Raw genomic sequence first — 17,389 nt, 5'->3', positions numbered from 1 at the left:
TGCCTGTCGGATTTTTCCTTCCTGCGCGGGGCCTCCAGCGCCGAGGCCCTGTTCGCGCGTGCGCGCCAATGCGGCTACGAGGCGCTGGCGATCACCGACGAGTGTTCGCTGGCCGGCATCGTGCGTGGGCTGGAGGCGTCGCGGGCCACCGGACTCAAACTGGTGGTGGGCAGCGAGTTCACCCTGGACTGCGGGCTCAAGTGCGTGTTGCTGGTGGAAAACCATGCCGGCTACGTGCGCCTGTGCGAGCTGATCACGCGCGCGCGCCGCGCCGCGCCCAAGGGCGAGTACCGGCTGTCGCGCGACGACCTGGAGCAGGTGCTGGGCGAGGGCGATCCCGCGGATGGGGGGCTGTTCGCGCTGTGGGTGCCCGGCGACGATCCCGATCCCGCGCAGGGCGCGTGGCTGCAGGCCTGCCTGGGCGCGCGCGCCCATCTCGCGGTGGAGCTGCACCGCGACCGCGACGACGCCCTGCGCCTGGCGCAGTTGCTGGCCCTGGCCCGGCGGCTGTGCATGACGCCGGTCGCGGCGGGCGACGTCCACATGGACCTGCGCCGCCGCCGCATCCTCCAGGACACGATGACCGCGATCCGCCACAACCGGCCGCTGGCCGAGTGCGGCGCCGAGCTGTTCCGCAACGGCGAACGCCACCTTCGCAGCCGCCGCGCGCTGGGCAACATCCATCCGCATGCCTTGCTGGAAGCGGCCGTGGCGCTGGCCCGTCGCTGCACCTTCAGCCTCGACGAGGTCCGCTACGACTACCCCGCCGAACTCGTGCCCGGTGGCCTCACGCCGACCCGGCGCCTGCGCGAGCTGACCTTCGCCGGCTTGCGCAAGCGCTGGCCCGAAGGGGTGCCGCCGCCGGTGCTGGCCCAGGTCGAGGCCGAACTGGCCCTGATCGCCGAGCTCGCGTACGAGGCCTTCTTCCTGACCGTCGAGGACATCGTCCGCTTCGCCAACTCGCGCGGCATCCTCTGCCAGGGACGCGGCTCCTCGGCCAACTCGGCGGTCTGCTTCGCGCTGGGCATCACCGTCGTCAATCCCGCCGAGAGCCGCCTGCTGATGGCGCGCTTCCTGTCGAAGGCGCGCAACGAGCCGCCCGACATCGACGTCGACTTCGAACACGAACGGCGCGAGGAAGTCCTGCAGTACGTCTACGCCAAGTACGGTCGCGCGCGCGCCGCCCTCGCCGCGACGGTCATCCGCTACCGCGGCAAGAGCGCCGTGCGCGACGTCGCCCGCGCCTTCGGCCTGCCCGCCGACCAGATCGCGCTGCTGGCCGAATGCCAGGGCTGGGGCAATGGCGACACGCCGATGGCGCAACGCCTGCGCGAGGCCGGCTTCGATCCGGACAACCCGCTGGTCCGGCAGGTCATGGCGGTCGCCGGCGAGCTGAAGGGGCATCCCCGCCACCTGTCCCAGCATGTCGGCGGCTTCGTGATCTCCGACGCGGCGCTGTCGACCGTGGTGCCGGTGGAGAACGCCGCGATGCCCGACCGCACCATCATCCAGTGGGACAAGGACGACCTGGAGACGATGCGCATGCTCAAGGTCGACTGCCTGGCACTGGGCATGCTGACCTGCATCCGCAAGGCGGTGGCGCTGGTCGAGCGCCACAGGGGATACCGGATCGACCTCGCGCGGTTGCCAGCGGGGGACGCGCCGACCTACGCGATGATCCAGGAGGCCGACACCGTGGGCGTGTTCCAGATCGAATCGCGCGCGCAGATGAGCATGCTGCCGCGCCTGCGGCCGGAGAACTTCCAGGACCTGGTCGTCCAGGTCGCGATCGTCCGCCCGGGACCGATCCAGGGCGGCATGGTGCATCCCTACCTGCGTCGCCGGCAGGGCAGGGAGCCGGTGGACTATCCCTCGCCGGGCATCGAGTCCATCCTCGGCTCGACCCTGGGCATCCCCCTGTTCCAGGAACAGGTGATGGAACTGGTGATCCACGCCGGTTACACGCACGAGGAAGCCGATGGCCTGCGCCGGTCGATGGCGGCCTGGCGCCGCGGCGGCGACATGGAACCGCACCGCCTGAAGATCCGCGCCCTGATGCAGGACAAGGGCTATGCCGAGGACTTCATCGACCAGGTCTTCGAGCAGATCAAGGGCTTCGGTTCCTATGGCTTCCCGCAAAGCCATGCGGCCTCGTTCGCCAAGCTGGTCTACATCAGCTGCTGGCTCAAGCGGCACGAGCCCGCCGCCTTCGCCTGCGCCCTGCTCAATGCGCAGCCGATGGGCTTCTATTCGGCGAGCCAGATCGTGCAGGACGCACGCCGTGGCCGTGGCGACCGCGCCGCCGTCGAAGTGCGGCCGGTGGACGTCACCCGCAGCGACTGGGACAACACGCTCGAGGACGGCCATGCGCGCCGTGGCCACGACGATGGCGGGCAGGCGGCGATCCGGCTGGGCCTGCGCCAGGTCGCCGGCCTGGCGCAGGGCATGGCCGAGGCGATCGTCGCGGCGCGCGACCGGCGACCCTTCGCCGACGTACGCGACCTGTGCCTGCGCGCCGGACTCGACGAAAAGGCGCGCGAGGCCCTCGCCGAGGCCGGCGCGCTGCAGGCCCTGGCCGGGCACCGCCACGATGCGCGCTGGCAGGTGGCCGGCATCGAGCGGCAGCGTCCGCTGCTGCCCGGCAGCCCGGACGAGGACGCGGTCGCGCTGCCCGCGCCGGGCGTCGGCGAGGACCTGGTGGCGGACTACCGCAGCCTGGGGCTGAGCCTGGGCGCGCACCCGTTGTCGCTGCTGCGCGCGCAACTGCGCCGCCGGCGGGTGCTCGATTCGCGCCAGCTGCGCGGGCTCGCCCACGGACGGGGCGCCAATGCCGCCGGCATCGTGACCCAGCGCCAGCGCCCGGCCACGGCGAAGGGCACCATCTTCCTGACCCTGGAGGACGAGCACGGCATGGTCAACGTGGTGGTCTGGTCCGACCTGGCCGTGCGCCGGCGCAAGGCCCTGCTGGGGGCGCGACTGCTGGCGGTGCGCGGCCGCTGGGAGCACGTCGACGGCGTGCAGCACCTGATCGCCCGCGACATGGAGGACCTCAGCCACCTGCTGGGCGCATTGCAGCCGCGCTCGCGGGACTTCCACTGATCCGCGCGCCCGTGGCGACGCGACGATGGCGGTGCGATTGCAAACGCGCCGGGCAGGGCCCAGCATCGGCCCTTCACTCCAGGGAGGACACCCCATGCACCTGTTGCGTCCCGTTCCGCTCGCCCTTGCGCTGGCCGCGCTCCTGCCGCTGGCCGCCTGCCAACCCGCTTCGGCGCCCGAAGGCGCGGCCGCTACCGCCGCCACGCCGGTCGAGGACGCGGTGGCGCGCCCGAGCCGCCAGTACAGCATCGAGGAGTTCGTCGAGAGCGTGGGCGTGTCGGGTGCGTCCTTCAGCCCCGACGAGTCGCGCATCCTGTTCTCGTCCAACAAGGCCGGTGTCTGGAACGCGTACACCATGCCGGTGGCGGGCGGCGACTGGACCCCGGTGACCGATTCGACCACGCGCAACAGCTACGCAGTCGCCTACTTTCCCAACGACGAGCGCGTCCTCGTCACCCGCGACAACGACGGCGACGAACTCGACCACCTCTTCGTGATCGAGCCCGACGGCACCGAGAAGGACCTGACGCCGGGCGCGAACCTGAAGGCGGCGATGGTGGGCTTCAGCCAGGATGGCGCGCATTTCTACGTGGTGACCAACGAGCGCGATCCGCGCTTCTTCGACCTCTACCGCTACGCCGCCGACGGCTATGCGCGCGAGCGCGTGTTCACCAACGACGCCGGCCTGCAGCCGGAGGCGGTCTCCCCGGACGGACGCTGGCTGGCCCTGGGCAAGTCCAACTCCACCAACGACTCCGACCTGTTCGTGGTCAAGCTCGCGGACGGCAGCCAGACCCGGGTCAGCGAACACGAGGGCCAGGCGCAGTTCTCGGCGCAGGCCTTCAGCCCCGACGGCGAGTGGCTGTATTACACCGCCAACGATGCCGGCGAGTTCTCCGAGCTGCGCCGCGTGAACCTGTCGAGCTGGGAGCACGAGCCGGTGCAGCGGGCCGACTGGGACATCGTTGCGGCCACGCTGTCGCACGGCGGCAAGTACCTCGCGATGGTGGTCAACGACGATGGCAGCGCACGCGTCGAGCTGTTCGACACCGCCAGCGGCGAGCAGGTCGCGCTGCCGAAGCTGCCGGCCGGCGAGATCCGCGGCCTGCGGATCGCCGACAGCGAGGATCGCATCGCTTTCTACCTCAACGGCGACCGCCAGCCCAGCGACCTCTACGTGGTCGACCTCGATGGCGGCGAGCCGCGCCAGCTGACCACCTCGCTCAACCCGGCGATCGAGCCGGCCGACCTGGTCGAGTCCAGCGTGGTGCGCTTCAAGAGCTTCGACGGCATGGAGATCCCCAACATCCTGTGGAAGCCGCACCAGGCCACCGCGGAAAACAAGGTGCCGGCCCTGGTCTGGGTGCATGGCGGGCCCGGTGGCCAGACCACGCGCGCGCATTCGGCCACGATCCAGTACCTGGCCAACCATGGCTACGTGGTGCTGGGCATCAACAACCGCGGCTCCAGCGGCTACGGCAAGACCTTCTTCGCCGCCGACGACGGCAAGCACGGCCGCGAACCGCTGTGGGACACCCTCGAGGCCAAGAAGTACCTGCAGTCGCTCGACTACGTCGACCCGGACCGCATCGGTATCATCGGCGGCAGCTACGGTGGCTACATGGTCCTCTCGGCCCTGGCCTTCAAGCCCGGCGAGTTCAAGGTCGGCGTCGACATCTTCGGCGTGTCCAACTGGGTGCGCACGCTGGAATCGATCCCGCCGTACTGGGAGAGCTTCCGCGAGGCGCTCTACCAGGAGATCGGCAACCCCGAGACCCAGCGCGACTTCCTCGTGGAGACCTCGCCGCTGTTCCACGCCGACAAGATCGACGTGCCGCTGATGGTGCTGCAGGGCGCCAACGATCCGCGCGTGATCAAGCCCGAGAGCGACGACATCGTCGCGGCGGTGAGGAAGAGCGGGGTCCCGGTCGAGTACGTGGTGTTCGACGACGAGGGCCACGGCTTCTCGAAGAAGAAGAACCAGATCGAGGGCTACGGCAGGATCCTCGCCTTCCTCGACACCTACCTCAAGGGCGACGGCGTGCCCGCGAGCCCGGCCACCGGAACGGGCGAATCAGGCGGGACGGGCGAGGACGCCCCGGCCGACGACGCGTCCGCCGGCTGAGTCGACGCGCCACCGGTCCCGACGGCGGATGCCGTCGCCGGGACCGGACGCGGGCGCGCCCGCCCGCGCGCGGCGGACCCCCGATGCCCCTGCTCATCCTGCCCCTGCTGCTGCTCGCGCTGCTGGCCGTCGTGCTGGTGTTGCTGCCCCTGTCGCTGTGGCAGCACTACCGCGCCGGCCACGCGCGCCGTCGCGCGCTGGGCTGGCTGGTCGCCCTCAATGCCTGGAGCCTGGCGGCGACCCTGCCGGGCTTCCTGCTCGCGGCCTGGCTGGGCAGTGTCTGGAGCCCGGATGCCCTGGCCGACGCCGCGGGTGGACTCGTCGTGGGGGCCTTGCTCGGCCTGGCCGGGCTCTGGCTGACCCGGTTCGAGACCGTGCAGGGGCGGCTGTACTACACCCCCAACCGGTGGATGGCACTGGCGCTGGCGCTGCTGGTTGCACTGCGCATCGCCCTCGGCCTGTGGTGGGCGTGGCACCGTGCCTCGGGCACCGACGTCGATGGGGCGGGCTGGCAGGGGCTGGTGCAGGCGGGCGGACTGTGGGCGATGGGCGGCCTGCTGCTCGGATACGCGATCGCTTACGCCTGGGGCATACGGCGACGCCACAGGCGCCTTCGTGCGCGCGGCGCGCTACGCTGATGCGGTGTCGTCCGGTCCAGCGACACGCGCCGTTTCGATCCGGGAGATGACGGTGCCGAACCCACGCCCGCTTTGCCGTGGCCGCCAGGCCGTGACCGCGCCCGGCGACGCCCTCGCGGCGCCGGCCTTCCATCTTGAGGAGACAGCCACGCCATGAGCCCGTGCATGCCCCGGTCGGGACCGCGTCGCGCACCTGCCTCCATGCGATGGGCGCGTGTCGCCGCACTGGCGGCGCTCCTCGCCCTGCCGCTGGCGGCCGCGGCCGCCGAGCCCCCGCGCTTTGCCTGGCCCGAGGGCCGTCGCGCCGCGGTCAGCCTGGCTTACGACGATGCACTCGATTCGCAGCTCGACAACGCCATCCCGGCCCTGGACCGGCATGGCTTCAAGGGCAGCTTCTACCTGCAGCTGTCGCGGCCTTCCGTGCGCGAGCGCCTGGCGGACTGGCGCGCGGCCGCGCGTGGCGGGCATGAGCTGGGCAACCACAGCCTGTTCCACCAGTGCTCGGGCAAGGGACCGGATCGCGACTGGGTCGCGCCGGAGCACGACCTCGACGCCACCCCGGCGTCGCGCATGCGCGACGAGGTGCTGCTCGGCAATGCGATGCTGCACGCGATCGATGGCGAGACCGAGCGGACCTACACCGTGCCGTGCGGCGACGCGATGGCCGCGGACGGCAACTACCTGGACCTGCTCGAGCCGGCCTTCGTGGCGATCAAGTTCGGCACCGGCGCGGTGACGCCCGACATGGCCGCGCTCGACCCGTACGCGGTGACGGTCGAGGCGCCCGTGGCGGCCAGCGCCGAGGACCTGATCGCGCATGTCGAGGCGGCCGCGCGCGCGGGCACGATGGTCAACTTCACCTTCCATGGCATCGGCGGCGATTACCTGTCGGTGTCGCCGGAGGCCCACGAAGGCCTGCTGGCGTATCTCGACCGCCATCGCGACGTGTACTGGGTGGACAGCTTCATCGCGATCATGCGCTACGTGCGCGAACAGCAGGCGCGAACGTCGGCCGATGCAGGGGGGCGCCAGGCGCCACGGCTGCGGAGCCGCCTCAGCGCCGGCGCGGCGACGCGCCGGACAAGCGCTTGCGATTGCCCACCGCCTTGCGTCGCGCCGGTGCCAGCGCGGCATTGCCCACGCCCAGCCAGAGGGCGGCGAGCGTGCCGCAGGCGTCCAGGTAACCCGAGGGGGTCAATGCCGCCGGCGTGGCGAAAGCGGCCATCGCGCGGGTCGGCAACAAGGCCAGTTGCGTCGCGGCGTCCCACGCGCCCTGCTGGCCGGCCACCTGCTTTTCCCGGACCATCCGCCGCAGTTCGGCCTGCTGGCGGGGCGAGCTGGCACGGGTCGGATCGGCCATTGCCGCCAGTCGCATCGCGATCACCGCGGCCGACGCGGCGCCGGTCTCGGCGACCATTCGGGTGGAGCGGCGGGACTGTCGCTTCAGGCTCATGGGGTGCTACTCGGAGGAAGAACCCACAGTGTGCGCGCGGCATGTGACCCGGACGTGCACGCCCGCGCTTCAGCCGTCGTAGTCGGGCACCACCGGCCGTCCCGCGCGCGCCGAACGTGCGCCGGCCTCGAGCACCGCCATCACGTCCAGCGCCTGCAGCGGCGGGACCGGGTTGGCACCCTGGCCGCGGATCGCGTCGGCCAGCAGCCGGTAGTACGTGGCCTGGTCGCCACGTGGTGCGGGCAGCGCCTGCATCGGACCGTCGCCCCCGCCATCGCGCCAGAGCAGCGGGTCGGGGTCCACCCCCCAGTCGGCGTCACCCGGACGCAGGCCGGCGATCAGCTGGGCCTCCTGCCGATCGGCCCCGCGCTTGACCATGCTGCCCTGGGTGCCGTGGACCACGAAGCGCGCGCCCGGGCTGGCCGCCAGCATGCCGGCGTGCAGGATCGCGCGTCGCTCGCCGAAGTGGAGGACCGCGTGCGCCCAGTCGTCGGTCGTCGCGCCGGGACGCTGCACTGCCAGGTCCGCGTGGATCCGGTCCGGACGGCCCCAGAGCTGCAGCACCTGGTCGACGAGGTGGGGTCCCAGGTCCCACCACAGGCCACTGGCCGCGCCGGCCTGCTCGCGCCAACGGTCGCGCACACCGGGTCGGAAGCGTTCGATGCGAGATTCCAGGTGCGTCGCCTCGCCCACGCGGCCGGCCTCGATGGCCGCGCGGATCGCGAGGAAATCGCTGTCCCAGCGCCGGTTCTGGAAGACCGAGAGCATGCGTCCACTCGACGACGCCAGCGCGGCGAGCGCGCGTGCCTCGGCCAGGGTCGGCGTCAGCGGCTTGTCGACCACCACGTGCTTGCCGGCCTCCAGGGCCGCGCGTGCCAATGCCGCGTGGGTGGGATTGGGCGTGGCGATGACCACCAGTTCGATGCCAGGGTGGCGGACCGCCGCCATCGGGTCGGCGAGGACTTCGGCGGCGGGGAGGTCGGCATGCACGCGATCGGCATCGCGGGAGCCGACGACTTCAAGCGCCAGCCCGGCCGCGGCGGCCAGCGGTGCGTGGAAGGTCCTGCCGGCGAAACCGTAGCCGATCAGGGCGGTGGGGACGGGGGCGTCGTTTCGGGTCATGGCGACGGGCCGGGTGGGGGCCGTCAGGGTAAACGACTCGCCATGGAGCGGACGTCGCCGGATGCGCTACCCGGCGACGTCGACGGTCAGCCGGCCTCGGTCGTCGGCCGCAGCCCGTCCTGCGAGGCGGGCGTGCCGGCGCGGCTGCCGGCCTTGTGCATCATCGCGCGCAGTTCGTTCTCGAGCCTGTCGATGCGCGCGGCCAGCTGCGCGGTGTCGTCGTCCTCCAGGTGGATCAGGCCCTCCAGCATCGTGGAGAGGTTCTCCAGGCGCGACTTCTGGTCGAGCATGCGCTGGCGCTGGTAACGGCGGTCGAGCTCGTCCATCTCGCGGGCATGCGCCAGCGCCCGGCGGCGCTGCTCGCGCAGGACGCGATGCAGGCGGTCGGCGCCGCGCTTGTCGCTGTCGGTCCAGGGGGCGCTGCGGCCCAGCACGGTCTCGCGCCAGATCGCGAAGCTCTTGCGCGGGGCGATGCGCTGGCCGTCGTCGGTGAGCACCAGCGCCTTCTTTGGTTCGCCGGCCCAGCGCACCTGCTCGACCTGCTCCACCCGGAACAGGAACAGCCAGTCGTCGGCACTGCCCAGGTTGATCGCGAGCAGCCCGGCCAGGCCGTCGGCGTCGCCGCGGGCGGCCAGCCAGTCGTCCGCCCGGTCGGTCATCGCCACGTGTTGGGCGTCGTCCTGCCCGCGCAGCCACTCCAGCAGCGCACCGGCCTGCCCGGCATCGGGCGTGCGGCCCTTGGCGTGCCACTGGCCGCCGACCCAAAGGGCCGCGCCGTCGCAATCGATCACGCGCTGCATGGCCTCGATCTCGTCGACCAGCGCGGCGTCGAAGTCGCGCGCCTGTGCCAGCCGCTGGGCCAGCGCGTCGCGCAGGCGCTGCGCGTTCTCGTAGCGCGACATGGTCAGCTCCTGCTCGCGCGCGGACACCCACATCGACACGAAGCGCCCGAACAGGTCGGCCGATGCGCGCACGTTCGCCGACAGCGGCTGCGGCGTCGGGTGGTGGCAGGCGATCAGGCCCCACAGGCGGCCGCCGCTGATGATCGAGATCGACATCGAGGCGACCACGCCCATGTTGGCCAGGTACTCCAGGTGCACCGGCGACACGCTGCGCAGCACGTGCTGGCTCAGGTCCAGCGGCGTGCCGTCGGCCTGCGTGCCCGGCACCAGCGGCACCGGCGCGTATCGGGCGTCGGGGATCACCCGGATGCGGTTGCGCAGGTACAGCAGGCGCGCCTGCGGCGGGATGTCTGTCGCCGGGTAACGCAGCCCCAGGTAGGGCTCCATGCCGTCGGCGCAGGTCTCGGCGATCACCTCGCCCGAATCGTCCTCGCGGAAGCGGTAGACCATCACGCGGTCATAGCCGGTCAGCGAGCGGACCTGCTCGGCGGCGCGCTGGAAGAAGGCCTCGTCATCTCCGCCCAGGTCGGCCTGGGCCACCATGAACTGCGCCACGGCCGTCGGCGGCAACTCCTGGCGCCGGTAAGGCTGCGGTTCGAACTCGACGTGGACCAGTCCGTCCGCGACGTGTGCGGTCACGTCGCACACCGTCATCGTGGTGCCGACGTTGGTGGTGCAGGCGCGCTGCGCCGCGGCGTTCGGCTCCGACCCGGCGATGGCGTCGTTGATGCGGTCGATGACGTCGTCCTCGACGAACTCGCGCAGCGACTGGCCCAGCAGCGAGGTGGCGGGCAGGCCCAGCAGGACGTCGATGTTCGCCGACGCGTGCCGCACCTCCCAGTCGCCCGGCGAACAGCTCACCAGGTAGCCGTGCGGCTGGATCGCCCCCGACAGGTGGATCGGTTCGCGGAGGCATTCCTGGATGTCGGGATTGGACAGATCCACCCCGTTCGGCGTGTCTGCGATATCAGCCATGGACGTTCTCCTGTCTAGCAGTCTTGAAGGCGGACTCCGCCGCGGCGAAGGCGTCGAGCGCCGCGTCCCGCAGGGTGTCCAGCTCGTCGGGAGTGAAGCGCTCGCGCGCCAGTCGGACCAGGAAGCGCGGCCAGACCGGGTCGCCGGCGTGGCCGGCGAGGAAGCGCGCGCCGTGCTCGGCGGAGTAGCCCAGCTGCTGGGCCTGCCGCAACAGGTAGCGCGCGCCCACCGAGGCGCCGGAGACCACGTACTCCCACCCCAGCCGCGCGACCCGGTCGGGTTCGGGCGGGGGCGCGGCGACGGGCCGTATGGGTTCGAACGAGAGCGCCGCGAGGTCCTGCTCGAGGCGGTCGCGGGCCACGCCGAGCATGACGCCATGCCCGGCCAGCCGGGCCTCGCTCACCTGGATGAAGCGGTGCATGCCGCGCAGGTACATGCCATAGCCCTCGCTTGACGCGAGACCGCCACCGAGCAGGGCGTCGACGCGCGAATGCGCGTCCGCCGTCGTGCGTCGGAGCAGCTCGTGGGCCGAGGAAAGGGGCGGGCGTTCGGTCATGCAGGAAACTCTACGGTGTAGTGGCGTTCACTCGTCCGAACGACGATTCAGCTATCCCAACCCGGATTCAGTTTGGCATGTGAAGGCGATGTCGACGATATGTGATCCATCCGTTGGCGTTGCTGCGTTTGCGGGCTTTCGGGCGGGCCCCGCGACGTGTCGGGAAATCCAGCTCCCGGCGCGCATGGATGGGGTGGATCGCGAGGCTTTCAAGTGGCGCCGACTTGCGTTGCAATGGGCGGATGGGACTTCGCGCCATCCTCCACCTCTGCCTCCATGCGGCCGTGCCGGCGCTGTTGGCCTGGCTGTTCTGGCGCGAGCGTTTCGGACGTGCCTGGCTGCTGCTCCTGCTGGGCTGGGTGATCGACCTCGACCACCTGCTGGCCGATCCGGTCTACGCGCCCGACCGTTGCAGCATCGGCTTCCATCCCTTGCATACCGCGCCGGCGATCGTGCTCTACGGTGGACTGGTCGTGCCGCGCCGCACGCGCCTGTTCGGCATCGGCCTGCTGGTGCATGTCGCCCTCGACGCGATCGATTGCGCATGGATGCGTTGCATGTCGTCCTGAGCGCCGGCCAGGGCCGTGGGCGGGCGGCCGCGCGCCCCCCGCGGCGGTGACAGACGGCGGCATCGCCACTACTCTGTGCCCGAATCCTCCTTGAAACCCCCACCCAACAGCGGGATATGCCCATGCCACTGTCGGAGTTCAGCAGGTTCCTCAGCAAGCATCCCGGTGCCGGCGTCATCGACGCGGTCGTCGACACCACCCGCGAGAACGGCGTCGTCGTCCCGGTGCTGGGCATCGGGCTGTACCGCGCGGGCAACGGGGCATCGCTCGCCGAGGCGGCCCGCATGGCCTACGACAACGAGGACGACGGCTTCTTCTACGACGAACTCGACCTGGTCGACGACTGCGAGGACATGCTGGTGGCGGCGTTCTACCCGCGCTGGCCGCATGATCGCGAGCAGGGCGACCAGGCGCTGATGCACGCGCTGTGCGAGCTGGTGCCCAAGCCGGCCGAGGGTGCGCCGCGCAAGACCTACCTGTTCCACCACGTCGACAGCCAGCCCTATTTCAACCTGTTGACCGGCAAGCCCTTCGCCACCCACGGCTGAGCCGGCGACGGCAGGGTGGAAGCGCGGCGTTCCGCCCCCATCCTGCCGGGACACCCGCCAGGAATCTCACGAGGTACTTCCCATGTCCGTCGTCCTCATCACCGGCGCCAATCGCGGCATCGGCCTTGCCCTCGTCCAGCACTACCTCGCCCGCGGCGACGAAGTGATCGCCGCCTGCAGGCAGTCCAGCGACGCGCTCGAGGCCACCAACGCGCGCATCGAGCGGGGCATCGACATCGGCAGCGACGCCGCGCTTGCCGCGCTTGCCGCCCGCCTCGACGGCGTCCGCGTCGACGTGCTGGTCTGCAACGCCGGCGTGCTCGAACGCGAGGCGTTCGGCGACATCGATGCCGATGCATTCGAGGGCATGCGCCGGCAGTTCGAGGTCAACGCGCTCGGACCGCTGCGCACCGTGCAGGCGCTGAGCGGCTTGCTGGGCGAAGGCAGCCGTGTGGGGATCATCACCAGCCGCATGGGCTCGATGTCGGACAACGGCTCCGGCGGCTACTACGGTTACCGCGCCTCCAAGGCCGCGGTCAATGCGATCGGCAAGTCCCTCGCGATGGACCTCAAGCCCCGTGGCATCGGCGTGTTCCTCCTGCATCCGGGCTTCGTGTCCACCGACATGGTCGGCAACGCCGGCGAGATCAGCCCCGCGGAGTCGGCCGCGCAGCTGGTCGAGCGGCTGGACGGGCTGTCGCTCGGGGAGACCGGCACGTTCTGGCACGCGAACGGCCAGGCGCTCCCCTGGTAGCGCCGGCGGGCGCGCTCACGCGGCCTTGATCGTGCTGTCACGCAGCCTGCCGCAGAGTCGGCGGGGTGCTGTAGCCACGCCTCGACTGTCAAGGGAGACACCCATGCACGCTCGCTTCCGTTCCGCCGTCCTGCCCTGCCTGTTGTCCGCCGCCGTGCTGATGGGCGCGACTGCCTGCAACAGCATGCCGCCCACGCCCGAAAGGCAGGACGTGGCCTCCATGGAAATGTCGGTGCAGGGCCGGGTCACGGCCGTCGACTCCAATGCCCGCCTGATCACGGTGACCGACGACACCGGGCGTTCGATCGAGATCGAGGCGGGCCCGGACGTGCGCAACTTCGACCAGATCCGGCAGGGCGACACGGTCAGCGTGCGCTACATGACCGCGCTCGCGGTCGGCATCCAGCCGGCCGGCGATGCCAAGCCCGGCGTCTACGAGTCGACCGACGACCACTATGCGAAGACCGGCGAACGTCCCGCGCGCGGCCAGACCAAGGTCACCACCATCGTCGCCCCGATCACCGCGGTCGACGTGGCCAACCACACCCTCACGGTGTTGGGCCCGCAGGGCAACGAGTGGACCTTCTACGTCGAGAAGCCGGAGAACCAGGCGCGCCTGGCCACGCTGAAGGACGGCGACATGCTGCAGGTCTCCTACATCACCGCGCTCGCGGCGAGCGTCGATCGCCTGCCCTGAACGGTCGCCGCGCCCCGGGTCCGTGAGCGGCCCCGGGGATTCGTGCCACCCGCGCCACGGATGCCGCGCGCAGACCGCGGCGTCGGGCCGGTGCCTCAGCGCGGCGCCGCGCCGACCCGCTCGCGCACGGCGTCGCTGTCGCGCACGGGGCGCACTTCGATGCGGCCGAAGCGTGACCACGGGAACTGCTTGGCGACCTCGACCGCCTCGTCCATGTCCGCCGCTTCGATCAGGTTGAAGCCGGCGAAGACCTCCTTGGCCTCGGAGAAGGGGCCGTCGGTGATCGACAGCGTGCCCTCGCGCTGGCGCAGCGTGCGCGCGGTCGCGGCGCCCTCGAGCTGCTGGTAGTCGAGCAGGGTGCCTTCGGCGCGCAGCGCGTCGGCCTTGTCGAAGCAGCCCCGCATCAGGCGGTCGTATTCGCCCTCGGGCAATGCCTCGATGAGACTGGCGTCGGTGTGGATCATGACCAGGAATTTCATTGCGTCCTCGCAGGGGTCGACGTGGCCGGTGGTGGGCGCCGCGCGGTCGCGGCCGCCCGGCGATGGTAGCGGCGTTCCCGGCCGGCGTCGTGTCGAAACGCGCGAGACTCGCGCGTCGTACCGTGAGGGAGCCCCGCAGCGATCCGGCACCTTACACCCGCCACTGTCCCGGTGGCGGGAAAAAGCATCCGGGTCGCACGGGCTTATCGCCCGCCGTCGCCAGCGTTAGTGTGCGATGCCGGGCCGGCGTGGATCGACGGACAGGAGGGCGGAATGCAGCAACGCATGAACTGGCACCGGGCCTCGCCCGACGCGACCGAGGCGATGATGGCGCTGGAGATCGCGGTGTCCCGGCTGGGCCTGGAGCCCGGCCTGCTGGGCCTGCTGAAGCTGCGGGTCTCGCAGGTCAACGGTTGTGGGTATTGCATCGAACAGTTCGGCCGTGATGCACGCGCGCGGGGCGAGCCCGAGGCCCGCCTGCAGGCGCTGGTGACCTGGCGCGGCAGCGAGCTGTACAGTGCGCGGGAGCGCGCCGCGCTGGCCTGGGCCGAAGCACTGACCCGGTTGGCCGACACGGGCGCGCCGGACGAGGATTACCTCGCCCTGGCCGCGCATTTCGACGAGAAGGCGCGCGTCGACCTGACGCTCGCCATCGCCTCCATCAACGCCTGGAACCGCTTCGGTGTCGGGTTCCGGGTGGCGCTCCCGGACTGATGCCCGGCCCGACACCCACCTCCTTTCCCAGGATTCGCATGGCTTCCCCGATCATCGCCGTCAACGGCCTCACCAAGACCTATGGCTCCGGCTTCCAGGCGCTCAAGGGCGTCGACCTGGAGATCCGCAAGGGCGAGATATTCGCCCTGCTCGGCCCCAACGGGGCGGGCAAGACCACCCTGATCAGCATCATCTGCGGCATCGTCAATCCCAGCAGCGGCACCGTCCTGGCCGATGGCCACGACGTCGTGCGCGACTACCGCGCAGCGCGCGCGAAGATCGGGCTGGTCCCCCAGGAACTGTCGACCGACGCCTTCGAGACCGTCTGGGCCACCGTGCGCTTCAGTCGGGGCCTGTTCGGCAAGGCCCCCGACCCGGCACACCTTGAGAAGGTGCTGCGCGCGCTGTCGCTCTGGGAGAAGAAGGACAGCAAGATCATGGCCCTGTCGGGCGGCATGAAGCGGCGCGTGCTGATCGCCAAGGCGCTCGCGCACGAACCGGAGATCCTGTTCCTGGACGAGCCGACCGCCGGCGTCGACGTCGAGCTGCGCCACGACATGTGGCAGCTGGTAAGGCGACTGCGGGAGGACGGCGTGACCATCATCCTGACCACCCACTACATCGAGGAGGCCGAGGAGATGGCCGACCGCATCGGCGTCATCAACAAGGGCGAGCTCGTGCTCGTTGAGGACAAGGCCACGCTGATGCGCAAGCTGGGCAAGAAGCAGCTGACCCTGAGCCTGCAGGAACCGCTTGCCACGATCCCGGCGGAACTGGCGTCGCTGCCGCTCGAGCTCTCCGCCGACGGGACCTCGCTGGTCTACACGTTCGACGTGCAGTCCGAAGAAACCGGCATCGCGGCCCTGTTGCGCCAGCTCAATGCCCACGGCATCGACTTCCGCGACCTGCATTCGAGCGAGAGTTCGCTCGAGGAGATCTTCGTCAACCTGGTCCGCAACGGCGTGGCCGGCGGACCGCAGGCGACCGCGGCCACGGCAAGGGAGGCGCGGGCATGAATTTCCATGCGATCAAGGCGATCTACCGCTTCGAGATGGCGCGCACCTTCCGCACCCTGGGCGAGAGCATCCTCTCGCCGGTGCTCTCGACCTCGCTGTACTTCGTCGTCTTCGGCGCGGCGATCGGCTCGCGGATGGGCGACATCGACGGCGTCAGCTACGGCGCCTTCATCATCCCGGGCCTGATCATGCTGTCGCTGCTGAGCGAGAGCATCTCCAACGCCTCCTTCGGCATCTACATGCCCAAGTGGGCCGGCACGATCTACGAGCTGCTGTCGGCACCCGTCTCGGCGATGGAGGTGGTGGTCGGCTACGTCGGCGCGGCCGCGACCAAGTCGCTGATCCTGGGCCTGCTGATCCTGGCCACCGCGCGCGTGTTCGTGCCCTACGAGATCGCGCATCCGTTCTGGATGCTGTGCTTCCTGCTGCTGACGGCCCTGAGTTTCAGCCTGTTCGGTTTCATCATCGGCCTGTGGGCGGACGACTTCCAGAAGCTGCAGGTGATCCCGCTGATGGTGGTCACGCCGCTGACCTTCCTGGGCGGCGCGTTCTATTCGATCAACATGTTGCCGCCGGTGTGGCAGAAGATCACCCTGTTCAACCCGGTGGTCTACCTGATCAGCGGCTTCCGCTGGAGCTTCTACGGCGTGTCCGACGTCAACGTGGGCATCAGCGCCGCGGCCATCGTCGGCTTCCTGCTGTTGTGCCTGGGCACGGTGGCGTGGATCTTCCATACCGGCTGGAAGCTCAAGCAATAGGCCGGTGGCGGCGCTGCGGGCCCCGTGGGGCGCCCGGGCGCGCGGGGCTCAGGTCAGGAACCAGGCCTCGACGGTGCCCTTGGCCTTGACCGTGATCGGCTGTCCGCGGCGGTCCAGGGACTTGCCCATCGCCATGCGCACCCAGCCTTCGCTGATGCAGTATTCCTCGACGTTGTGCCGTTCGATGCCGTTGAAGCGGATGCCGATGCCGCGCTCGAGCAGGGCTTCGTCGTGGAACGGGCTGCGGGGATCGTTGGACAGGCGGTCGGGCGGCGAATCGGACGGCGTATCGGACATGGTGCTCGGGCGCGGGTGGAAACGGGGGCACAGGATACCGCGGCCCGCCGCCGCCGGCCCTACCAGGTGTCCTCGAGCATCCGCGGGCGGCAGGCCATCCAGCCGCCGACCGCCAGCACCGCCAGGCACAGGCCGAGGAAGGCGAAAGGCAGGGTCCAGGCGCCGCTGCCGTCGTGCAGCCAGCCGAACAGCAGGGGGCCGATGCAGCTGACGGTGTAGCCCACGCCCTGGGTGAAGCCCGACAGCGCGGCCGATCCGCCCGGGCTGCGCGTGCGCAGGTTGATGAGCACCAGCGACAGCGGAAAGGTCGCCGGTCCCAGGCCGAGCAGGGCCACCCACAACAGCGGCGCCTGCATCGGTGCCAGCAGCAGGCCCAGGAACGACGCGACGAAGCAACCCAGGCACAGCACCACCACCGGGAACGGATTGGGCATGCGCACCGCGACCTGGGGCATCGCCAGGCCGCTCAGCAGGCCGAGCGTGGAGAACAGCGCGACCATGTTGCCGCCGAAAGCCGGGCTGGCGCCGGCCGAGGTGAACAGGGCCGGCAGCCAGGTGAACATGGAATAGGTGACCAGCGAGGTCATGCCGAACATCAAGGCCAGGCCCCAGGCGACCGGCGAACGCCATGCACGGCCCTGGGCGCGGGGACGCGCCAGCTCGGGCGCGGGGTCGCCGCTGGCGGTC

General features: G+C 70.7%; 17 protein-coding genes and 1 pseudogene. 11 read left to right on the top strand and 7 right to left on the bottom strand.

Features of this window, described 5'->3' with window-relative positions; all coding sequences use genetic code 11:
- The 4 genes and pseudogenes from FKV25_RS15000 to FKV25_RS16545 all read left to right on the top strand — a co-directional run.
- Window positions 1-3,099, top strand: a 3,099-nt coding sequence (locus FKV25_RS15000) for an error-prone DNA polymerase (protein WP_141519599.1), incomplete at its 5' end; no start/stop codon positions are given.
- A gap of 94 nt (window positions 3,100-3,193) precedes the next feature.
- The gene (locus tag FKV25_RS14995; protein WP_141519598.1) at window positions 3,194-5,224 is read left to right on the top strand and encodes a S9 family peptidase; all 2,031 of its coding nucleotides are present in this window, start codon (window positions 3,194-3,196) and stop codon (window positions 5,222-5,224) included.
- An 83-nt stretch (window positions 5,225-5,307) separates the two neighbouring features.
- Window positions 5,308-5,862 (top strand): CcdC protein domain-containing protein, encoded by a 555-nt coding sequence (locus FKV25_RS14990; RefSeq protein WP_141519597.1) that lies wholly within the window; start codon window positions 5,308-5,310, stop codon window positions 5,860-5,862.
- A 153-nt stretch (window positions 5,863-6,015) separates the two neighbouring features.
- Window positions 6,016-6,462 (top strand): annotated as a pseudogene (locus FKV25_RS16545) (polysaccharide deacetylase family protein); the annotation flags it as partial.
- Window positions 6,463-6,916: 454 nt separating this feature from the next.
- Here FKV25_RS16545 and FKV25_RS16540 read toward each other — a convergent pair.
- The 4 genes from FKV25_RS16540 to FKV25_RS14970 form a co-directional block, all read right to left on the bottom strand.
- Window positions 6,917-7,315, bottom strand: coding sequence for a hypothetical protein (locus tag FKV25_RS16540; protein WP_246072115.1), 399 nt, complete (start codon window positions 7,313-7,315; stop codon window positions 6,917-6,919).
- 69 nt (window positions 7,316-7,384) lie between these two features.
- Complete coding sequence (locus FKV25_RS14980) at window positions 7,385-8,437, bottom strand: oxidoreductase (RefSeq protein ID WP_141519596.1); 1,053 nt, start codon at window positions 8,435-8,437, stop codon at window positions 7,385-7,387.
- A gap of 86 nt (window positions 8,438-8,523) precedes the next feature.
- On the bottom strand, window positions 8,524-10,314 hold the full coding sequence (locus FKV25_RS14975; protein WP_141519595.1) for a GAF domain-containing protein: 1,791 nt from the start codon (window positions 10,312-10,314) through the stop codon (window positions 8,524-8,526).
- Entirely contained in the window at window positions 10,307-10,870 is a 564-nt protein-coding gene (locus FKV25_RS14970) for a biliverdin-producing heme oxygenase (protein ID WP_141519594.1), read from the bottom strand. The genes FKV25_RS14975 and FKV25_RS14970 overlap by 8 nt, the downstream gene beginning before the upstream one ends.
- Window positions 10,871-11,112: 242 nt before the next feature.
- On the opposite strand from FKV25_RS14970, the gene FKV25_RS14965 reads away from it, so the two are divergent.
- The 4 genes from FKV25_RS14965 to FKV25_RS14950 all read left to right on the top strand — a co-directional run bounded on the left by FKV25_RS14965 (window position 11,113) and on the right by FKV25_RS14950 (window position 13,438).
- Window positions 11,113-11,439 carry a DUF6122 family protein gene (locus tag FKV25_RS14965; RefSeq protein WP_141519593.1) on the top strand — a complete coding sequence of 109 codons (327 nt, stop codon included), beginning with the start codon at window positions 11,113-11,115 and terminating at the stop codon, window positions 11,437-11,439.
- A 122-nt stretch (window positions 11,440-11,561) separates the two neighbouring features.
- Window positions 11,562-11,987, top strand: a complete 426-nt coding sequence (locus FKV25_RS14960) for a hypothetical protein (RefSeq protein WP_141519592.1) — start codon at window positions 11,562-11,564, stop codon at window positions 11,985-11,987.
- Between the two features lie 82 nt (window positions 11,988-12,069).
- Complete coding sequence (locus FKV25_RS14955) at window positions 12,070-12,741, top strand: SDR family oxidoreductase (RefSeq protein ID WP_141519591.1); 672 nt, start codon at window positions 12,070-12,072, stop codon at window positions 12,739-12,741.
- A gap of 103 nt (window positions 12,742-12,844) precedes the next feature.
- Entirely contained in the window at window positions 12,845-13,438 is a 594-nt protein-coding gene (locus FKV25_RS14950) for a hypothetical protein (RefSeq protein WP_141519590.1), read from the top strand.
- 95 nt (window positions 13,439-13,533) lie between these two features.
- Here FKV25_RS14950 and FKV25_RS14945 read toward each other — a convergent pair whose 3' ends face one another.
- Window positions 13,534-13,917: a YciI family protein gene (locus tag FKV25_RS14945; protein WP_141519589.1), complete on the bottom strand. Its 384-nt coding sequence runs from the start codon at window positions 13,915-13,917 to the stop codon at window positions 13,534-13,536.
- 273 nt (window positions 13,918-14,190) lie between these two features.
- On the opposite strand from FKV25_RS14945, the gene FKV25_RS14940 reads away from it, so the two are divergent.
- The 3 genes from FKV25_RS14940 to FKV25_RS14930 are packed head-to-tail and all read left to right on the top strand — an operon-like array spanning window position 14,191 to window position 16,405.
- The gene (locus tag FKV25_RS14940; RefSeq protein ID WP_141519588.1) at window positions 14,191-14,631 is read left to right on the top strand and encodes a carboxymuconolactone decarboxylase family protein; all 441 of its coding nucleotides are present in this window, start codon (window positions 14,191-14,193) and stop codon (window positions 14,629-14,631) included.
- Between the two features lie 38 nt (window positions 14,632-14,669).
- Window positions 14,670-15,647, top strand: a complete 978-nt coding sequence (locus FKV25_RS14935; protein ID WP_141519587.1) for an ABC transporter ATP-binding protein — start codon at window positions 14,670-14,672, stop codon at window positions 15,645-15,647.
- Window positions 15,644-16,405: an ABC transporter permease gene (locus FKV25_RS14930; protein WP_141519586.1), complete on the top strand. Its 762-nt coding sequence runs from the start codon at window positions 15,644-15,646 to the stop codon at window positions 16,403-16,405. The genes FKV25_RS14935 and FKV25_RS14930 overlap by 4 nt, the downstream gene beginning before the upstream one ends.
- A gap of 48 nt (window positions 16,406-16,453) precedes the next feature.
- Here FKV25_RS14930 and FKV25_RS14925 read toward each other — a convergent pair whose 3' ends face one another.
- Window positions 16,454-16,702 (bottom strand): DUF3297 family protein, encoded by a 249-nt coding sequence (locus FKV25_RS14925; protein ID WP_141519585.1) that lies wholly within the window; start codon window positions 16,700-16,702, stop codon window positions 16,454-16,456.
- 59 nt (window positions 16,703-16,761) lie between these two features.
- The coding region (locus FKV25_RS16320; RefSeq protein ID WP_484177352.1) for an MFS transporter at window positions 16,762-17,389 on the bottom strand (628 nt) is incomplete at its 5' end.

It is taken from the genome of Marilutibacter aestuarii (assembly GCF_006546775.1).
Lineage (GTDB): Bacteria > Pseudomonadota > Gammaproteobacteria > Xanthomonadales > Xanthomonadaceae > Marilutibacter > Marilutibacter aestuarii.
Note: the sequence above shows the minus strand (reverse complement) of the source record. Positions and strands in the feature narration are given on the sequence as shown.